The organism is Cryobacterium algoricola (genome assembly GCF_004402485.1).
Lineage (GTDB): Bacteria > Actinomycetota > Actinomycetes > Actinomycetales > Microbacteriaceae > Cryobacterium > Cryobacterium algoricola.
The window spans coordinates 117,031-135,429 of the sequence record NZ_SOFG01000004.1 but is presented as its reverse complement, the minus strand read 5'-3'; the positions used below and the strand labels follow the sequence as shown (position 1 = coordinate 135,429).

Here is an 18,399-nt window from a genome sequence, read left to right as displayed (position 1 = left end):
CAATGGCCGAGTGGGGGAGTTCCGGGGTTTCTGCACGAGGCCTCCCAAGCGAGCGATGCTGCTTGAATGGAGCCATGACGAGCATCTCCCCGACACCGAACCTCCCGTTGCCGCGTGCGCACGCCGCAGACGTCCACGACCTGATCCGAGTGCAGGGTGCCAGGGAGAACAACCTCAAGAACGTCACCGTCGACATCCCCAAACGTCGACTGACGGTGTTCACCGGCGTCTCCGGTTCCGGTAAGAGCTCCCTCGTGTTCGGCACGATCGCCGCGGAGTCCCAGCGGATGATCAACGAGACGTACAGCGCTTTCCTGCAGGGCTTCATGCCGACCCTGGCCCGGCCGGACGTGGACGTGCTCGAGGGACTCACGACGGCGATCATCGTCGACCAGGAACGGATGGGCGCCAATTCCCGGTCGACCGTCGGAACCGCGACCGACGCGAACTCGCTGCTGCGCATCCTCTTCAGCAGGCTGGGACAGCCGCACATCGGCTCGCCTCAGGCCTATTCCTTCAACGTCGCCTCCATCAGCGGGGCGGGCGCCGTCACGATGGAACGGGCGGGGAAGACCGTGAAGGAACGGCGGAGCTTCACGGTCACGGGAGGCATGTGCCCGCGCTGCGAAGGCATGGGAACGATCAACGACATCGATCTGACGCAGCTCTACGATGCGGCCAAGTCGCTCAACCAGGGGGCGCTCACCATCCCCGGCTACACGCCGGACGGCTGGGGCGTGCGGATCTTCACCGGGTCCGGCTTCCTCGACGCCGACAAGCCGATCCGCGACTACAGCGCGCAGGAACTGGAGGACTTCCTCTACCGGGAACCGGTCAAGGTGAAGGTGGGGGACGTCAACATGACGTACGAGGGCCTCGTGCCCAAGGTGCAGAAGGCATTCCTCTCCAAGGACCGTGAGGCGATGCAGCCGCACATCCGCGTGTTCGTCGACCGCGCGGTCACGTTCACGACCTGCCCGGAGTGCCGGGGGACCCGCCTCAGCGCGGCCGCCCGGTCCTCAATGGTCTCGGGGATCAGTATCGCGGATGCCTGTTGCCTGCAGATCAGCGATCTGGCCAGCTGGGTGCGCGGCCTCGATGAACCGTCCGTTTCGCCGCTCCTGAGCGTGCTGCGCCAGCTCCTGGATTCCTTCGTGGAGATCGGACTGGGGTATCTGTCTCTCGATCGGCCCGCCGGAACGCTGTCCGGTGGTGAAGCGCAGCGCACCAAGATGATCCGGCACCTGGGCTCCTCGCTGACCGACGTCACCTACGTCTTCGACGAACCCACCATCGGCCTGCACCCCCACGACATCGAACGCATGAACACGCTCCTGCTGCAGCTGCGCGACAAGGGAAACACCGTCCTCGTGGTCGAACACAAACCGGAGACGATCGTGATCGCCGACCACGTCGTCGACCTCGGCCCTGGCGCGGGAACGGCAGGCGGAACCGTCTGCTTCGAGGGCACCGTCGAGGAGCTACGGACGAGTGGAACTCTCACGGGTCGCCATTTCGACGACCGCTCCGTCCTCAAAGACACCGTACGCACACCCACGGGGGCACTGGAGATCCGCGGTGCGACGAAGAACAACCTGCAGAACGTCGACGTCGACATCCCGCTCGGCGTGCTCGTCGTGCTGACCGGGGTCGCCGGGTCGGGAAAGAGTTCGCTCGTGCACGGGTCGATCCCGGCAGGGGCCGACGTCGTGTCGATCGACCAGGGCGGTATCCGGGGTTCCCGGCGCAGCAACCCGGCGACATACACCGGAATGCTCGAGCCGATCCGCAAGGCCTTCGCCAAGGCCAACGGCGTCAAGCCGGCCCTGTTCAGTTCCAATTCGGAGGGTGCCTGCGCCAATTGCAACGGGGCGGGCGTCATCTACACCGACCTCGGCGTTCTGGCCACCGTCGCGACGACCTGCGAGGTGTGCGAAGGGAAGCGGTTCGAGGCATCCGTGCTCGAGTACCACCTCGGCGGACGCGACATCAGCGAGGTCCTCGCAATGTCGGTCACCGAAGCCGAGAAATTCTTCGGCGCGGGGGAGTCACGAACGCCGGCCGCTCACGCCATCCTGGTCCGGCTGGCGGATGTCGGGCTCGGCTACCTGAGCCTCGGCCAGCCGCTGACGACCCTCTCGGGGGGTGAACGCCAGCGGCTCAAGCTCGCGAGCCAGATGGCCGAGAAGGGCGATGTCTACGTTCTCGACGAGCCGACCACCGGCCTGCACCTCGCCGATGTCGAGCAGCTCCTGGGCCTGCTGGATCGCTTGGTCGATTCGGGCAAGTCCGTGATCGTCGTCGAACACCACCAGGCGGTCATGGCACACGCCGACTGGATCATCGACCTCGGCCCTGGCGCCGGACACGACGGCGGACGCATCGTCTTCGAAGGAACGCCCGCCGAACTCGTCGCCGCGCGGTCGACCCTCACCGGTCAGTTCCTCGCGGCGTACGTCGGCGCCTGACCGGGCGGCCACACCTCCACGAAATCAGCCATCCGGTAATGACCGATAATGCACATTATGTCAGTTCGAGTTGCCCCAGGCCATGACAGCGGCCAGCCGCGAGTTCAGGTCGGTGGCTCCCACAGCTCGATCGGAAGACCCTCGGGATCGTGGATGCGCGCGAATCGGCCGTAGTCGGTCGTGTCCCACTCCGGTCGACGCTCGACAGGGACGCCCGCCGCCGTGAGCTCCGCGGCGAGTGCTTCGAGGTCCGTGACACGGAGGTTGAGCATGAACGATTGTTTCTCCGAGAAATAGTCACTTTCGGAGGGAAAGGGCGCGAACACAGTCGGGCCCGCCTGCTGCTGCCAGACACCGGCCTGGCCCGCTTCGATACCGAGGTGCTCCCGGTACCAGGCGGCCCGGGCCTCCGGATCAGTGCTGCGGAAGAAGAGTCCTCCGATTCCCGTCACGGTCACTGTTCGCTCCCCTAGTCCGTTCCTCGGATGAGACGGGTCAATAGGGTCGCGGCGACCTCGTTGCCCTCGTCGGCGAGACGACTCAGCTCGTCGACGTCCTCTCGCCGTGCGGCGAACTGGGCCAGCTTGTCGGCGGCGAGTTCGTTTCCCTCACCCAGCAGGCGTCGCAACTCATCGACATCGCCACGCTCCCCCGCGAGCGTGGCGAGTTCTTCCCCGGCGAGCTCGTTACCCGCATCCACCAGCTCACGCAACTCGGTGACGTCACCACGCTCCGCCGCGAGTTCGGCGAGCCGGTTCGCCGCCTCTTCGTTGCCCGCCGCGGCCAGGCGCCGGAGGGTGGCCAGGTCCAGTGCGCTCATGCTGCAACGGTAGCGCGCGAGTCCCCCGGTTTCCAGAGCCCCCTTCAGCCGTACAGGCCGTCGAGCCACGCTGTCCATTCGGCCGGAAGGCCCGCAGCATCGTCATCGCCGAACCGGTGCACGGTCAGCCCGACGACCGCGCCGAAGGCGTTTCGGCCGAAGAACCGGTAGAGGGCGTCGTCCGTGCGGAGCCCGATGAAGTGCTCGGCGTTCCAGTCGACGGTGGCCGCGCTGGCAGGCACCCCCGGCAGCGCGACCGTGACCGTCTCCCCCACGACAGAAGCGGGCGTCAACCCGAGGGCGCTCCGGAGCGTCTCGAATCCCTCGGGACCGCCAGAGGCCGCCGGACCCTGCACGTCGGTGAAGACGGCACTGCGGCCCGCGAAATGCTCGAGGTACTCGGACAGGGTGTGCAGGTAAAACACGGTGTGCCTGCTCGCAGCGTCGTACTGGTTGTCCCAGTCGTCCTGGATGACGCCGCTGTGCACCCAGCGGAGGAACGAACGGCCTCCGGGACGCGGTTCGATGACCTGTTCGAGCTGGTTGAACCATCCGTCGGTTCCCTCCATGCGGTTCACGTGGTGGGTCGGGCGCTCCGAGACCACGTCGACGCCGGGCATGCCGTCCGTCGGGAACAGCCACGCCGCCGTGTTGTGGGTGACGGCGTCCCACATCTGTTCAGGATCGCCGGGGTACTCCCCCTCGACGACGATCTCGAAGTCCGTGCTCATGTCAGTTCTCCCTGTCTGCTGGCGTGATGGTGTCTGCTGGCGTGGCGGTCTCCGCGGGCCGGGTGATGCTCGGGTGCAGAGCGAGGACGAGCCGGTGGGCGCGGCCACCCTTCGATTGCGGTGAGTCGTAACGGGCGACGAGGGTCGCGACCGCGAGGGCGAGTTCGGTACTGAATCCGGCGCGATCGGCCGCGGACGCGAAGCGCAGTTCGCTGTCGATCGTGAATGTCGCGAGCGGACGGTGGGCGCGTGCGGACCGGTCGAGCAGGGTGCCGACCTCCTGGACCAGGCGGGCGGCGACGGCGAGCATCCAGCGCGCCGAGAATTCGTTCACCCCGCGCCGCGGGTCCGGAGCCACTCCCCCGAGCGCGGATGGCGAGATCACGAATGACTGAGCCGTCGCCCGCATCACGCGCTCGGTCATGTTCCCCCTGCGGCGCTCGGTGACAAGCTCGATCAGGCCGTGACGTTCCAGTTCGCGCAGGTGGTAGTTGATCTTCTGCCGGGGCAGGCCGAGCCTGGCCGCGAGCGACGTGGCCGAACCGGGCGTGCCGAGCTCGGCGAGCAGTCGGCTGCGCGTGGGTTCGAGCGAGGCAGCCGCCGCGGCCGCGGTGTCGATGACGGCGACTTCAAGCATGTGCCCATGCTTTCACCGACAGTATTTTTTGTCAACAGATCGGATCGCCGGAAAGCGCGGGCGCGATCTCGGTCCCCCGAATTAGCAGATCCGACGCCGGGCAGTAAGTTTGCAGACGGAGGAAAGGAGTTTCGATGAGCAGAATCGTGGTTACCAACAGCGTGACCCTCGACGGTGTGATGCAGGCGCCCGGCCGGGCAAACGAGGATCGCAGGGATGGCTTCGACCTCGGTGGCTGGGCTCAGCCCTATGCCGACTCGGTGATGGGCAGCGTCATGGCCGCGGGAATCGGCGACGCAGGCGCCCTGCTCTTCGGACGCAAGACGTACGCGGACTTCGCATCGATCTGGCCGGCGATGACCGTCGAGAACCCGTACACCGAGGTGATCAACAACATCCCGAAGTACGTGACGTCGAAAACGCTTCCCGGCCCCCTGAGCTGGAACAACTCGATCCTGTTGAGCGGTGAAGCGACGACCACCGTCGCGGAACTCCGCGAGCAGCCCGGCAAGGACATCGTCATCCTGGGCAGTGGCGAGCTCGTGCGGGCGCTGATGCGCTGGGGCCTGATCGACCAGTACACGCTCCTGATCCACCCGTTGGTGCTCGGCACCGGTCGACGCCTCTTCCCGGACGGCGGCCCATCCGCTTCGCTCGATCTCGTCGACAGCCGGACGACGAGCACTGGCGTCATCATCGCGACCTATCGCCCCGCGGCCCCCGTCGCACCGGCACCGCCGGTGCCGCTTCCCGGACTCGCGTGACCGGACTCGTCTGACCGGACTCGTCTGACCTAGAGGTCGAGTTCCGATCGGCCGAATTTCTCGCGCAGGAAGCGGCTCTGGTCTTCGAGCGCTGCGAGATCCTTCGCGTAGAGCGCGGTGCGGATGCGATCGCTCTCGGTTTCGAGGATGTCGAGCTGTTCGATGAGTTCGTCCTGCGCCGTCTTCTTCCCTTCGACCCGGCTCGCGATCGCAAAGCTCCGTGGCAGGTTCAGGAACCGTTGGATCGACGTCGGCAGGTAGTCGAGGATCATCTGCTCGACGGTATGGGCCTGGTCCGCCGCTTCGGTCAGGTCCGTCCAGCGGGCGACGACCTGATCGAGGGCGTCCAGGATCCGGGCGATCCTGACGCTCGCTTCCTCGGGCAGGCGGCGGTTCTCCGCCGTCATCGAACGCCTCAGCGCGGCCAACTGGGCTGTGAGGTCTGCCGCTGACGCCACTCCCCCGTTTCCGTGCAGCGGCCCCGGCCGCAGGTCGACACGGTCGCGCGGCGCGACGAGCGCGCCGACCGCGTACATCGCGACGACGAGAACGGGCCACAGCGGGCCGAGACCGACCGCGACATGCGCGCCGAGTGTCGCGAGGCCCAGTGCCGAACCCGCGATGTTCTTGGTCGAGGCAAGCCATCGCGACACGCTACTGGTACCCACGAATGTCCTGGAATGCGCTCGACAGGTCGCCGTTCAGTGCATCGAACGCCTGGCCGCCGGTGAGCTTCGCCACGCTCGTGAGCTCGTCGACGTTGCCATTGCCGAAGAGCACGACGTAGGTCGCGATCGCCCGGGTATCCTCGCCCTGCGCCGCGTAGTACGCCGCGAAGTCCTTCGACGTTGGCCCGTCGGTGTTCTCTCCGTCGGTCATGAGCACGATCGAGACGAAGGTGTCAGGTCGCTCGGCCTTCTGCTGCCGGGCGAGTGCATACGCGCGCTCCAGCGAGGCGTAGATCGCCGTGCCGCCGTCCGCGGAGAGCCCGTCCGCGATATCGCGGATCCGTTGCAGGGCCTCGGTCTTGTCCACCTGCGGCACGTCGACGATCGTCGGGGCATCCGGGGCCGTACTGAACGGGATCAGGGTCACGCGCTCACGGTTGCGGAACGCGGCAAAACCGCCCGTCGTCGAGGAGTCCGCCCCGGCGAGGTTCTTGAGCGCCTGTTGGAGCGCGGTCAGCCGCTCCCCCGCCATCGACCCGGAGGTGTCAAGCACGAAGAGCGTCTGCGCGGGTGCCCTCACCGTGTCGAGGTACGTCCCGATCAGGGTGTTTGCGACCTCCAGGGTGTTCGGGAATGGCGTCTCGAAGAGGATGCCGGCCGGGAAGGCCGAGCCGGTGTCGATCCCGGGGACGCCGGGTCGCCGGTGGGTCTCCGACACGATTCTCTGCTGCACGGCGTCCGTGGTCAGCCAGGCCGTGAGGGTGTCGAAGAGCGGACGCTTGTCCGTGTCGGCCGAGGCCAGCAGGGTGAGCGGATAGTCGCTCGTGACGACTCCGTCGGTCGGCCGGACAATCGTGAGCGGCGCACCCTTGTCGGCGAGACCGAGGAGGACGGACTCGTAGTTGATGACGCCGTCGACGAGGGTGGGGTCTGCGACGAACTTGTCCGCGAGGAACCCCGAGGACCCGGCGGTGAGCTTCTGCCCGGAGAAGAACCGGGTCAGTTCCGGGCTGACCGCGGTCACGTCCGCATCGGTGAGAGCGGTTCCGGTGCCGGACAGCGCCGTTGCGACGGCGACGAGGGCACTGAACCCGGAGTTGGAGGCAGCGGGATTGGTCATGCCGTAGGTGAATTCGCCGCCGGCGGCTGCGGCGGCGAGGTCCGCCCAGGTCGGCGGGGTGGAATCCCAGCCCAGCCGGGTTGCAACCTCTGGCCGGAGACCGAGGACGACCGGCGAACTCATGATCTTGACGCTCGAGGAGACGGCCTTGGCGGCCCCGGGAAGCAGCGACAGGTATCGGTTGTTCGGGAACCACGTCGCGTCATAGCGGCCGGCGGCGCGGCCGGAGGCCACGAGTTCCGTGCCGGCCAGGGTTCCGGTGTAGTCGAAGACCACCCGGATTCCCTTGTCCGCTGCGGCGGACTCCAGGATCGGAGCCATGTCCTTGACCTCGCTGCCCGCCAGGACCCGCAGGGTGCTGGCGTCGTTGGGCAGGCCGTCCTGCTCGTTCGGCTGCGCAACCGTGCATCCGGCCAGCACGAGCGCCGTGACCGTGGCCAGGCCGAGGGCCTTCAGGAGGCGGCGCATGCTCAGTGCGCTTCCGGCCGGGCTCGCTCGAGGTATGCGGTCGCCTCCGCGAGGCGGGTCTGCAGGGTGTCGACAGTCTGGGCCATCGTCGCGACAGCCTTGAGCTTGTAGCTGTCCAGGGCGTCCATGGTCTCGTAGATGTTCTGGAAAGCCGTTTCCAACGATTCGAGACTGATGGTGGCGGATGCCGACTGCTCGCTGATGGCGACGGACTGGGTCTTGAGCATCTGCGAGGTCGACACGATCAGGTTCGAGGTCGTCGTGTTGAGGGCGGTGATCTGGTCGAGGACGAGCTTCTGGTTGGCGAGTGCCTGTGCGACGATCACGGCGGTGCGCAGGGCGGAGATCGTCGTCGTCGTCGCCCGTTCGACGCCCTTGATGAGTTCGACGTTGTTCTTCCGCACGACGTCGAGGGCGAGGTAGCCCTGGGCGCTCACGGCGAGCTGGGTGAGCAGGTCCTGGTGCTTCTGGCGGATCGTGAAGAGGAGGTCGCTCGTGAGCGCATCGGCCCTCGCCGGGTCGGTCGTCCTGACCGTGTCGATCTGTTCCACGAGCTGGGTGTCGAGTGCGCTCGTGAGGACGGCGTACTCCTGGAGCCGGCTCATCGTCTCCCAGAGCCGCACCTTCTCGCCTTCGACGGCTGCATTGTCCTTGAGCAGGGCGTCCTGCCCGTTCTGGAGCGAATGGATGATCTTGTTGAGCTGGCTTTGCGCGGAGGCGTACCGGGCGAAATAGCTGCGCAGCTTGTCCCGGAACGGGATCAGATTGAGGAGGAACTGTGCGACCCCGCCGTCGGCCCTCGACGGGTCGAGGTCCTCGATCGTTCCGCGGAGTTCGACGAGGGTGCTGGCGACCCGCCGCTGCGCGTCGGCCTCGTCACCCTTCCCGCGCGCGGCGGCAAGGGCTGCGACGGGGCGCTGAAGCATCCGGTTGCTGACCTCGGATGCGGCTCGGATCTCGTCACGGCCCATCTGGGCGACGTCGGTGATCTTCTTCTGGAATTCCGGCGCGGACGGGTCACGGTCGATGAGGTCCGCGACGAAGGCGCGCGCGCGTCCTTCGAGTTCCTGAGCGCGGGAGTCGTTGATCGGCATCATCGCGCTGGCCTGGGTACCGCCGATGTCCGGGACCGCGTTCGGCGGCACGAGCACGAGGCCGGTGTCGACGCTCGGGGCCGTTGTCGCACCGGCGGCCGGCCTCTCGCCCGGTGTGGGAGTGCTCAGGTCGAGGGATGCGTCTGCCATGGTGCTCCTTGGTCTCCGGATGAACTTTCAGCGGGAATGGTTCGGGTCATTTGTCGACGTTTGCGTCCGGGGACGCCAGCGGGGTGTCGTACCGCCCGCTGATGGTCGTGATCATCGCCTCGAGCGTCTCGTAGCTGGGCGGGTCGATGACGTTGACCGGACTTGCGGGCACAGTGAGGCCGTTATCGGCGAGGGCTGCCGTGAACACGGCAGGGTCGGCCGGACGGAACCCGTACTGTGCGGCGAGACGGGCGAGGCGAGGATCGGACTGGAGCAGCTCGCCGACCTGGGATCCCTGCTCGGACAGCGGAACCACCGTGTGCTTCGAGAGCACGGTCGGGTCCGGATACATCAGGACCATGTCGGGGGTGATGGCGCTGCGTCCGGTGGCGCTCATCTGCCGGCCGAGGAACTGGGCCTCATAGATCATCACGAGGGGCTTCGATCCGATTCCCTGGGAGAGGTAGTCCTCGAAGGGCGCCTCCGACGAGGAGGCTGAAAAGCCCTGCTGGAGGAAGAGCGCAGCCATCGGATCGATCACGGCGGCCTCCGCGTCCGCTGAACTGATGACGCTCTCCCCGTTGGCGACGTAGGACGCGATCGCGAGGTACATGGCCGCGGAATTCGACTGGCGGATGTCCGTACTCGAGATCAGGATCGAGCGGGAGCTGTTGTAGCTCGCCGCGGCACCGGGGAGCTGATTCCAGCGGGTTCCTGCGGCGACGGCCTTGAGGTACTCCGCGACGTTCAGGTGCCAGGTGCCCGCGGCATCCTGGTTCGCGATTCCCGCGGATTGCAGGAGCGTCACGATCGGCAGGAAGGTCGCGATCGCGAGCGGCGAGTAGAACGGCGAGAACACGCTCCGCGCCCCGGCTTCACGCCGGATCTTCTCGGCGGCGGGCGCGGACGACGGGAACACGAAATCGACGCCGGTGAGATCGACGGAGGTGGCGATCTGGCGTGATCCCGCCGTGACGACCGCGACGTCGAGCCCCTTCTCGGCGAAGACCGCCCGGACGGCCGGATCGTCGAAGAACGGCTTCTTCTCCGAGCCGATGACCCCGTGTACGACGCGGAGGTCTGTGGCAGCCGGAGGGGTGCCGGTCGTTCCTCCGAACAGGCGTCCGCCGACCACGACGATGACGACGCCCACGATGAGCAGACCCGCGAGGACGAGCCCGATCACTCGCTTGGCTGTGGCGTTCATTCGATGGATACCGTCTGGATTCGGTGGTATGGCGTTGTGCAGGAGATCTGCACTGCAGACAATAGGGCATCCAGGGAAATTTCTGGTGAACTCACGCGCTGATCAGCGGTTGCTGGTACGGGGCTGGAGGTTTCAGAGATTTCAGCCGCGGTCGGGCGGGTCCTCCTCGGGGTGCTGGTGGGTGACCATGCCGAATTCGTTCACCGGTTCGAATGCGTCCCTGTCCCACGCGCCCGGATGGGGCACAGGACAGTTCAGGATCGTGTCGTGGGCGCCGTGCACGATCGTGTGTTCGCTCATGGGATGGCCGCACACGGGGCACGGCGCTGTGTTGACCTGGCTCATGCGGCCAGCATAGAACCATTCGGGTTGTGCGGGGCCGAATCTCTCAGAGGCGAAATCCGCCGGCGACACGCCCGCCCCGGAAAGGTCAGGCCTCGCCGAACCCCGATTCGATGAGCGTGGCGAGAGCGTCGACCGCCGCGGCCGCGCCGTCACCGGCCGCCGAGAGTTCGACCCGCGCGCCACGGGTCAGCCCGAGGCCCATGATGGCCAGGAGGCTCGCCGCATCGCGACCGTTGACCGTGACGGGAACGCCGAGGGTGGCGGCGAGGGTCACGAACTCCGCGGCGGGCCTGGCGTGCAGTCCGTCCGCGTTGATCAGGGTAACCGTCCGTGTCACTGTCGTGTCGACACCCGCATGACCGGGCACGGCATCGGCGGCAGGGACCGGCACCTCGCCAGCTGGGGCACCGGAGTGCGATGCCCTCGCCGACCGGGCCGCCGACTCCACGGCAGGCAGATCGCCGCCGATCTGTGCTGCGACGGCGGCTGCGACGGCGCCTTCGACGAGGGGTGCGTCGGCGATGACGACCCGGGATCGGGTTTCATCATCGAGGAAGTCCAATGCCGATTCCGCGGTCAGGATTGCGGAGCCGAGGTCGCAGAGCACGACCACTCCCTTCCCTGCGTCCGCTGCCTCGATACCGGCCGCCACCTTGGCGAAGCTCGTTCCGATCCGGTCGTCGTCGGTGCCGCCTGCCGGCAGCATGCGCACGCTCGGTGCCATCTGGCGGGCGAGATCGACGAGGCCCTTGGCGATCAGCGAGCTGTGGGACACGAAGACGAGGCCGACGAGGGCGACGCTGGCGACAGGCGCCGGATCACTCATCGGCAACCCGCTCGGCGGTCTCGGCTGCGGCACGCAGAAGCAGGGCGCTGGACTGGGCGCCCGGATCGCGGTGTCCGATGGCTCGTTCGCCGAGATAGCTCGCGCGTCCCTTCCGTGCGACGAGCGGCTCGGTTGCAACCGCGCCTGCTTCCGCCGCATCCGCGGCCTCGACGAGGATGGCGACCGGCGTCGCTCCGGCACGTTCGGCAGCCGCCGCGGCGTCCACCGCAGGAGTCCAGGCGTCGACCATGGTCTTGTCGCCGCTCTCCGCCTTGCCCCTGAGCACGATTCCGTCCCGTGCCGCCGTCAACAGTGCGACGACCGCGGCACCGTCCAGGTCAGGCTTCCCCGCCACGGCAACGGCCGCCTTCAGGAAAGCCGTTCCGTAGAGCGGCCCTGCCGCGCCGCCCACCGTGGAGATGAGTGTCGTCGCAACGAGTTTGAGGACGTCGCCGGGGACGGACTCGGCCGGGAGGGTGTCGAGTTTCCCCAGCACAGCCTGGAAGCCACGGTCCATGTTCTCGCCGTGGTCGCCGTCGCCGATGTCCCTGTCGAGGGTGATCAGCTCCACGCGATGGTCGGCGATAACGTCCACACACTGCCGGATCCAGGCTTCAGCCCAGGTGACACTCAGATTCATGGAATCTCCTTCTACCGTCCCCACCGTAGCGCCGCAGTCTGCACCGGCGCATCCCAGAGCGCCGTGAGCTCGTCATCGAGTTTGAGAACGGTGATGGACATGCCCTGCATTTCGAGGGACGTGGTGAAATTCCCGACCAGCGTGCGGGTCACCGTGATCCCCTTGGCGGCAAGGACTTCTGCGGCCCTCCGGAAGACGATGTAGAGCTCGATCTGTGGGGTTCCGCCCATCCCGTTGACGAGGAGGAGCACCGAATCCCCGCTCACGAACGGAATGTCCTCGAGAATCGGGCCGAGGAGACGGTCGACGATGGCGTCTGCGGGCTCGAGCTTGATCCGCTCCCTTCCCGGCTCGCCGTGGATGCCGATGCCGATCTCGATCTCGTCCTCTGCCAGGGTGAAGCTCGGCTCCCCCGCGTGCGGAACGACGCACGGTGTCAGCGCAACGCCCATCGTGCGCACCTGTCCGATGACCTTCTCCGCGACGGCGGCGACGGCCGCGAGGTCGTCACCGCGTTCGGCCGCCGCTCCGGCGATCTTCTCGACGAGGACCGTTCCTGCGACTCCGCGACGTCCGGCGGTGTACAGCGAGTCCTTCACGGCGACGTCGTCATTGACGATGACGGTGCGGACCTCGATGCCGTCCGCGAGGGCGAGGTCTGCAGCCGTCTCGAAATTGAGCACGTCACCGGTGTAGTTCTTGACGATGTGCAGAACTCCGGCACCGCCGTTGACCGCCTGCGTCGCGGCGAGGATGGGATCGGGGGTCGGCGAGGTGAAGACGGCACCGGGTACGGCGGCGTCGAGCATGCCGACGCCGACGAATCCGCCGTGCATCGGTTCATGGCCGCTTCCCCCTCCGCTGACCAGGCCGACTTTGCCGGTCACCGGGGCGTCGGCGCGGACGATGAAAGTGGGATCGCTGGACACGCGCACGATGTCTCCGTGCGCGGCGGCGAACCCGGCCACTGCCTCATCGACAACGTTCTTGGGATCATTGACGAGCTTCTTCATGACTCTTCCTTCGGTCGGACGGGGATGATCGGTCGGCGTCGCATCTTTCCAGTCGATACGGAGCTGTCCTTAACCTACGCGCAGGACGGCGAGGAGGTAAGGGACGAACCAGCCCTCCACCTGCCCATTTCGCTCGGGATATCAGCGCGCTATGGTGTTGCCAGTCGCTCACCGCGACCAGACTGTTCAGCGCTCGAGCCCTACCTAGGAAGGTCAACGTGGACAATATTGGAGTCGTTTTCTTGTCGGAGGTCGTGGGCACCGCGATGCTCGTCCTCCTCGGTACCGGTGTCGTAGCCAACGTCGCCCTGGCCAAGAACAAAGGCCTCGGTGGCGGCTTCCTGATGGTCACCATCGGGTGGGGTTTCGCCGTCTTCTCCGGCGTCATCGTGGCGTACAACTCCGGTGCACACCTCAACCCCGCCGTCACCCTCGGCCTCGTCGCTTCCGGTGCGACCGAGTTCGGCTCCGGGGTTCCGGTGAACTTCCTGTCGGTGCTCGTCTACATCGCGGCCCAGCTCCTCGGTGCCATTATCGGGGCCGTGTTCTGCTGGTTGGCGTACAAGCAGCACTTCGACCAGGAACCGAACCCGGCCAACAAGCTCGGCGTCTTCTCGACCGGTCCGGCCATCCGCTCCTACGGCTGGAACCTCGTCACTGAGATCATCGGCACCTTCGTGCTGGTCTTCGTCGTGATCGCCTTCGGCGGCGGCCGCCAGGGCACCTCAGGCGGCCTCGCCGCCCTGGGCGCCCTTCCGGTGGCCCTGCTCGTCATTGTGATCGGCACCTCGCTCGGTGGCCCGACCGGGTACGCGATCAACCCGGCCCGTGACCTCGGCCCGCGCATCGCGCACTTCATCCTGCCGATCAAGGGCAAGGGATCCTCCGACTGGGCGTACTCCTGGGTTCCGGTCGTCGGGCCGATCATCGGCGGCGTCCTCGCGGGATGGGCCTCGTACGCTCTCCTGCCCATCCTCACCTAGCGCGTTGGCCGACCGGCCGGTTCCCCAACGCGGGCCGGCCGGTCGGCTTCTGCATGTCCATCAGTAGCTTCTGAAAGTGAACCACCGGTCAGTCAGTATCAGCACCAGTCAGTATCAGCACGAGTCAGAACAATACAAGGAGGTATTCCATGGCCCAATACGTCATCGCCATCGACCAGGGCACCACGAGTTCCCGGGCGATCATCTTCGACAAGGCCGGTTCGATCGTCTCGACCGGCCAGCTCGAGCACGAGCAGATCTTCCCGCAGGCCGGCTGGGTCGAGCACGACCCGATGGAGATCTGGAACAACACCCGTGAGGTCATCGGGCAGGCGCTGTCCAAGGCGAACCTGACCCGGCACGACATCGTCGCGGTCGGCATCACCAACCAGCGCGAGACCGCCGTGGTCTGGGACCGCACCACCGGGCTCCCCGTCTACAACGCGATCGTCTGGCAGGACACCCGCACCCAGCCCATCGTCGACCGCCTCGCCGCCGACGGCGGTGTCGAGCGCTTCAAGAAGCAGGTCGGCCTGCCGCTCGCCACGTACTTCTCCGGCACGAAGATCGTCTGGATCCTCGAGAACGTCGAGGGCGCCCGGGCCAAGGCGGATGCCGGCGAGCTGATGTTCGGCACGACGGACTCCTGGGTGCTCTGGAACCTCACCGGCGGCCTCGAGGGCGGCGTGCACGCGACCGACGTCACCAACGCGAGCCGCACCCTGTTCATGGATCTCGAGACCCTGCAGTGGGACGACGACATCCTCGCCGCGTTCGACGTGCCTCGGTCGATGCTGCCCGAGATCCGCTCCTCCTCCGAGGTCTACGGCACGGTCAACGAGCACAGCCTGCTTCGCGAAGTCCCGATTTCGGGAATCCTCGGCGACCAGCAGGCGGCGACGTTCGGCCAGGCCGCGTTCGACCAGGGCGAGGCGAAGAACACCTACGGCACCGGTAACTTCCTGATCTTCAACACCGGTACCGAGATCGTGCACTCCAAGAACGGGCTCCTCACGACCCTGGGCTACAAGCTCGGCGACGCCGAACCGCACTACGCGCTCGAGGGATCGATCGCCGTCACCGGTGCGCTCGTGCAGTGGCTGCGCGACAACCTCGGCATGATCAGCTCGTCCGAAGAGGTCGAGACGCTCGCGAAGTCCGTCGACGACAACGGCGGCGCCTACTTCGTGCCGGCGTTCTCGGGGCTGTTCGCGCCGTACTGGCGTTCGGATGCCCGGGGCGCGCTGGTCGGGCTGACCCGCTTCGTGAACAAGGGCCACATCGCCAGGGCGGCGCTCGAGGCCACCGCGTTCCAGACCAGGGAGGTGATCGACGCGGTCAACGCCGACTCCGGGGTTCCGCTCACCGAGATCAAGGTCGACGGCGGCATGATCGCCAACAACACCCTCATGCAGTTCCAGGCCGACATCCTCGGCGTGCCGGTCGTCCGGCCCGTCGTCGCGGAGACGACGGCGCTCGGTGCGGCATACGCCGCCGGGCTCGCGGTCGGTTTCTGGAGCGGCCTCGACGAGCTCCGCGCCAACTGGCAGGAGGACAGTCGCTGGACGCCGCAGATGAGCGTGGCCGAGCGCGACCGGCAGCTGCGCAACTGGAAGAAGGCCGTCACGAAGACCTTCGGCTGGGTCGACGAGGACGTCCTCTAGCAACACCGCACTGATTCGACGGAGACTCTGGGTCTGCAACACCGGGGAGCGGGTCTTAAGCTCTTTCCACCAGAATCTCCGTCGAATCGGTTCGGGGTACGCTGCTCCGGCCTGGTGACTAGGCGCGGCTGGCCGCGACCCACTCTGCGAGTTTGGCCGCGGCGGCGCCGGAGTCGATGGACTCCGCTGCCACGGTGAGCTTGTCGCGGAATCGGTCGAGGATGCTCGACTGTGCTGACGCCGGATTCTTCGCGAGATCGAAGGCGACCAGACCGGCCGCTGCGTTGAGGAGCACGATGTCCCGCACGGCGCCCGTCTCTCCGGCGAGCGTCTGATGCACGACCGCGGCGTTGTGCGCCGGGTCGCCGCCGAGGAGTTCGCCCATCGTGGCGCGGCGGATGCCGAGATCGCGTGGGTCGATGTCGTGCTCGGTCACGAGCCCCCGGGACACCTCCCAGACGTGACTGTGGCCCGTCGTCGTGAGTTCGTCGAGTCCGTCGTCCCCGCGGAAGACCAGGGCTGCCGCTCCTCGGGTCTGGAAGACTCCGACGATGAGGGGAACGCGGTCGAGGCTCGCCACGCCCACGGCGGATGCCTCCGGACGTGCGGGGTTGCAGAGCGGCCCGAGGTAGTTGAAGACGGTCGGGATCCCCAGTTCGGCCCTGACCGCTCCGGCGTGCCGGAAGCCGGGGTGGAAGGCGGCGGCGTATGCGAAGGTGATTCCTGTCGCCTCGAGGATCGCCGCGACCTTCTCCGCGGAGAGAGTCAGGTCGATGCCGAGGGCGGACAGCACGTCGGAGGCCCCCGATGCCGAGCTCGCTGCCCGGTTCCCGTGCTTGATCACCGGAACGCCCGCGCCGGCACAGACGATCGAAGCCATTGTCGAGATGTTGACGGTGCCGAAGCGATCGCCACCCGTGCCGACGATATCGAGCGCCATCGGGTCGACCGGGAGGTGCACGGCATGTTCGAGGATGGCGTCGCGGAAACCGACGATTTCGTCGACCGTCTCGCCCTTTGCGCGCAGCGCAACGACGAATCCGGCGATCTGGGCCGGTGTCGCGTGACCCTGCATCACCTGCTCCATGCTCCACGCAGCGTCGGACACGCTCAGGTCCTCCCCATTGAGCAGGGCACTGAGGACATTGGGCCAGGACTGGATTTCGAGCATGGAACCGATCTTAAGCGCATCGGCTCCCGCGTTCCGAATCTGGCCCAACGGCGCTTTCGTTCCAATCTGGTCACCTTTTGGACAAATGCGGGACCCGGATCAGCATGGTGCGCACCCCCGCGATGAAATCGGCCATAATGGACGAGTGACGAGCCCTTCGATAACTTATTCAGCCACAGCGCCCGTGGTAAATCGGCCCAACAGCGTTGCTGTCGGCACCATTGTGTGGCTGGGCAGCGAAGTCATGTTCTTCGCAGGCCTGTTCGCCATCTATTTCACGCTGCGTTCGACGTCGCCGGAACTCTGGCAGTTCGAAGCTGAGAAGCACAATTTCCCCTACGCGCTCGTGAACACCCTGATCCTCGTGTCTTCGTCGATCACGTGCCAGTTCGGCGTGTTCGCCGCGGAGCGTCTCCAGGCCCGCTCAACAGGCTGGAAACCCAGCCAGTGGGGCATGGTCGAGTGGTTCTTCCTCACGTATGCCCTCGGCGCCGTCTTCGTGTCCGGGCAGATCTGGGAGTACGCCACCCTGGTCTCCGAGGGCGTTTCGCTCCAGAGCAACGCATACGGTTCGGCGTTCTACCTCACCACCGGCTTCCACGGCATTCACGTCACGGCCGGACTGATCGCCTTCCTCCTGGTCATCGGCCGCGGATTCGCGGTCAAGAACTTCGGTCACAAGGAGGCGACGAGCGCCATCGTCGTCTCGTACTACTGGCACTTCGTCGATGTCGTCTGGATCGGCCTCTTCCTCGTCATTTACGTCCTCAAATAGAGATCCGGAGCGGACACCTCAGAATGACCAAGACCAACACCCCCAAGCCGGCCCGCGCGCGCAAATCCGGCCGCCGCAGCCCACTTGCCAGTGTCGCGCTGATCGCCATCGGACTGCTCTTCACCGGCGGTGCGTATGCGCTGTTCAGTACGAGCACCGCGAGTGCCCAGACGGATGCATCGTCTCAGCAGACCATCGGAGAAGGCAAGAAGCTCTTCGCCAGCAACTGCGCAACCTGCCACGGACTGGCCGCCGCCGGCACCGGATCCGGACCCAGCCTCATCGGCGTCGGCGCGGCATCCGTGGACTTCCAGGTCGGCACCGGCCGGATGCCCATGCAGATGGACGGTCCGCAGGCCGAGAAGAAGGCCGTCGTGTTCACCGAGGAACAGATTGCCTCCCTCGCCGCCTACGTCGCCTCCCTCGCCCCCGGTCCCGCCGTCCCCGACGCCCGGTACCTCGACGCGCAGGGCGACTCGGCAAACGGCGCCGAGCTGTTCCGCATCAACTGCGCGATGTGCCATAACGTCGCCGGCGCCGGCGGAGCCCTCACACAGGGTAAGTTCGCACCCGCTCTCGACGGTGTCTCGGCCCAGCACATCTACGAGGCCATGATCACTGGACCGCAGAGCATGCCGGTCTTCAACGACATGAACATCTCCCCGGAGAGCAAGCGCGACATCATCACGTACCTCAAGTACCTGGAGAACAACCCCTCCCCGGGCGGCTACGCACTCGGCTCACTCGGACCGGTTTCCGAGGGCCTCTTCCTCTGGATCTTCGGCCTCGGCGCGATCGTCGGGCTCACGGTGTGGATCACCGCAAAATCGAACTGACCCGCATCCGAAGAGGGCG

Annotated in this window: 19 protein-coding genes; 6 read left to right on the top strand and 13 right to left on the bottom strand. The window is 66.7% G+C overall.

Annotated elements, in window-relative coordinates; genetic code table 11:
• Positions 1–74: 74 nt before the first annotated feature.
• Entirely contained in the window at positions 75–2,468 is a 2,394-nt protein-coding gene (locus E3O44_RS01070; protein WP_134531831.1) for an ATP-binding cassette domain-containing protein, read from the top strand.
• A 104-nt stretch (positions 2,469–2,572) separates the two neighbouring features.
• Here E3O44_RS01070 and E3O44_RS01065 read toward each other — a convergent pair whose 3' ends face one another.
• Genes E3O44_RS01065 through E3O44_RS01050 form a run of 4 tightly spaced genes read right to left on the bottom strand, consistent with a single transcriptional unit; the run spans position 2,573 to position 4,656 of the window.
• Positions 2,573–2,926, bottom strand: a complete 354-nt coding sequence (locus E3O44_RS01065; RefSeq protein ID WP_134531830.1) for a VOC family protein — start codon at positions 2,924–2,926, stop codon at positions 2,573–2,575.
• Positions 2,927–2,937: 11 nt separating this feature from the next.
• The gene (locus E3O44_RS01060; RefSeq protein ID WP_174775014.1) at positions 2,938–3,288 is read right to left on the bottom strand and encodes a hypothetical protein; all 351 of its coding nucleotides are present in this window, start codon (positions 3,286–3,288) and stop codon (positions 2,938–2,940) included.
• A 44-nt stretch (positions 3,289–3,332) separates the two neighbouring features.
• Positions 3,333–4,019, bottom strand: a complete 687-nt coding sequence (locus tag E3O44_RS01055) for an SRPBCC domain-containing protein (RefSeq protein ID WP_134531829.1) — start codon at positions 4,017–4,019, stop codon at positions 3,333–3,335.
• A 1-nt stretch (position 4,020) separates the two neighbouring features.
• A complete protein-coding gene (locus tag E3O44_RS01050) occupies positions 4,021–4,656 on the bottom strand; it encodes a helix-turn-helix domain-containing protein (protein ID WP_134531828.1) in 636 nt (211 codons plus the stop codon).
• A 134-nt stretch (positions 4,657–4,790) separates the two neighbouring features.
• On the opposite strand from E3O44_RS01050, the gene E3O44_RS01045 reads away from it, so the two are divergent.
• Positions 4,791–5,420: a dihydrofolate reductase family protein gene (locus tag E3O44_RS01045; protein ID WP_134531827.1), complete on the top strand. Its 630-nt coding sequence runs from the start codon at positions 4,791–4,793 to the stop codon at positions 5,418–5,420.
• 29 nt (positions 5,421–5,449) lie between these two features.
• Here E3O44_RS01045 and E3O44_RS01040 read toward each other — a convergent pair whose 3' ends face one another.
• From E3O44_RS01040 to dhaK, 8 genes are all read right to left on the bottom strand, one after another.
• Positions 5,450–6,088 carry a hypothetical protein gene (locus E3O44_RS01040; protein WP_134531826.1) on the bottom strand — a complete coding sequence of 213 codons (639 nt, stop codon included), beginning with the start codon at positions 6,086–6,088 and terminating at the stop codon, positions 5,450–5,452.
• Positions 6,075–7,676: a vWA domain-containing protein gene (locus E3O44_RS01035; RefSeq protein WP_134531825.1), complete on the bottom strand. Its 1,602-nt coding sequence runs from the start codon at positions 7,674–7,676 to the stop codon at positions 6,075–6,077. Before E3O44_RS01035 ends, E3O44_RS01040 begins: the two co-directional genes overlap by 14 nt.
• Positions 7,677–7,678: 2 nt before the next feature.
• Positions 7,679–8,920, bottom strand: a complete 1,242-nt coding sequence (locus E3O44_RS01030; RefSeq protein WP_134531824.1) for a toxic anion resistance protein — start codon at positions 8,918–8,920, stop codon at positions 7,679–7,681.
• Positions 8,921–8,966: 46 nt separating this feature from the next.
• Positions 8,967–10,127, bottom strand: a complete 1,161-nt coding sequence (locus tag E3O44_RS01025; RefSeq protein WP_134531823.1) for a hypothetical protein — start codon at positions 10,125–10,127, stop codon at positions 8,967–8,969.
• 141 nt (positions 10,128–10,268) lie between these two features.
• Positions 10,269–10,427 (bottom strand): hypothetical protein, encoded by a 159-nt coding sequence (locus E3O44_RS19100; RefSeq protein WP_166792509.1) that lies wholly within the window; start codon positions 10,425–10,427, stop codon positions 10,269–10,271.
• A 130-nt stretch (positions 10,428–10,557) separates the two neighbouring features.
• The gene (dhaM, locus tag E3O44_RS01020) at positions 10,558–11,298 is read right to left on the bottom strand and encodes a dihydroxyacetone kinase phosphoryl donor subunit DhaM (protein WP_134531822.1); all 741 of its coding nucleotides are present in this window, start codon (positions 11,296–11,298) and stop codon (positions 10,558–10,560) included.
• A complete protein-coding gene (dhaL, locus tag E3O44_RS01015; protein WP_134531821.1) occupies positions 11,291–11,938 on the bottom strand; it encodes a dihydroxyacetone kinase subunit DhaL in 648 nt (215 codons plus the stop codon). Before dhaL ends, dhaM begins: the two co-directional genes overlap by 8 nt.
• Positions 11,939–11,949: 11 nt before the next feature.
• Positions 11,950–12,951: a dihydroxyacetone kinase subunit DhaK gene (gene dhaK, locus E3O44_RS01010; RefSeq protein WP_134531820.1), complete on the bottom strand. Its 1,002-nt coding sequence runs from the start codon at positions 12,949–12,951 to the stop codon at positions 11,950–11,952.
• A 218-nt stretch (positions 12,952–13,169) separates the two neighbouring features.
• Between dhaK and E3O44_RS01005 the strand changes: the two genes are divergently transcribed.
• Positions 13,170–13,934 (top strand): MIP/aquaporin family protein, encoded by a 765-nt coding sequence (locus E3O44_RS01005; protein WP_134531819.1) that lies wholly within the window; start codon positions 13,170–13,172, stop codon positions 13,932–13,934.
• A gap of 149 nt (positions 13,935–14,083) precedes the next feature.
• Positions 14,084–15,598, top strand: a complete 1,515-nt coding sequence (glpK, locus tag E3O44_RS01000) for a glycerol kinase GlpK (protein WP_134531818.1) — start codon at positions 14,084–14,086, stop codon at positions 15,596–15,598.
• Between the two features lie 118 nt (positions 15,599–15,716).
• Here glpK and trpD read toward each other — a convergent pair whose 3' ends face one another.
• A complete protein-coding gene (gene trpD / locus E3O44_RS00995; protein ID WP_134531817.1) occupies positions 15,717–16,769 on the bottom strand; it encodes an anthranilate phosphoribosyltransferase in 1,053 nt (350 codons plus the stop codon).
• Positions 16,770–16,854: 85 nt separating this feature from the next.
• Between trpD and ctaE the strand changes: the two genes are divergently transcribed.
• Together ctaE and qcrC are read left to right on the top strand one after the other, a co-directional pair.
• Positions 16,855–17,544: an aa3-type cytochrome oxidase subunit III gene (gene ctaE / locus E3O44_RS00990; protein WP_134532927.1), complete on the top strand. Its 690-nt coding sequence runs from the start codon at positions 16,855–16,857 to the stop codon at positions 17,542–17,544.
• A 23-nt stretch (positions 17,545–17,567) separates the two neighbouring features.
• On the top strand, positions 17,568–18,380 hold the full coding sequence (qcrC, locus tag E3O44_RS00985; protein ID WP_134531816.1) for a cytochrome bc1 complex diheme cytochrome c subunit: 813 nt from the start codon (positions 17,568–17,570) through the stop codon (positions 18,378–18,380).
• Positions 18,381–18,399: the final 19 nt, after the last annotated feature.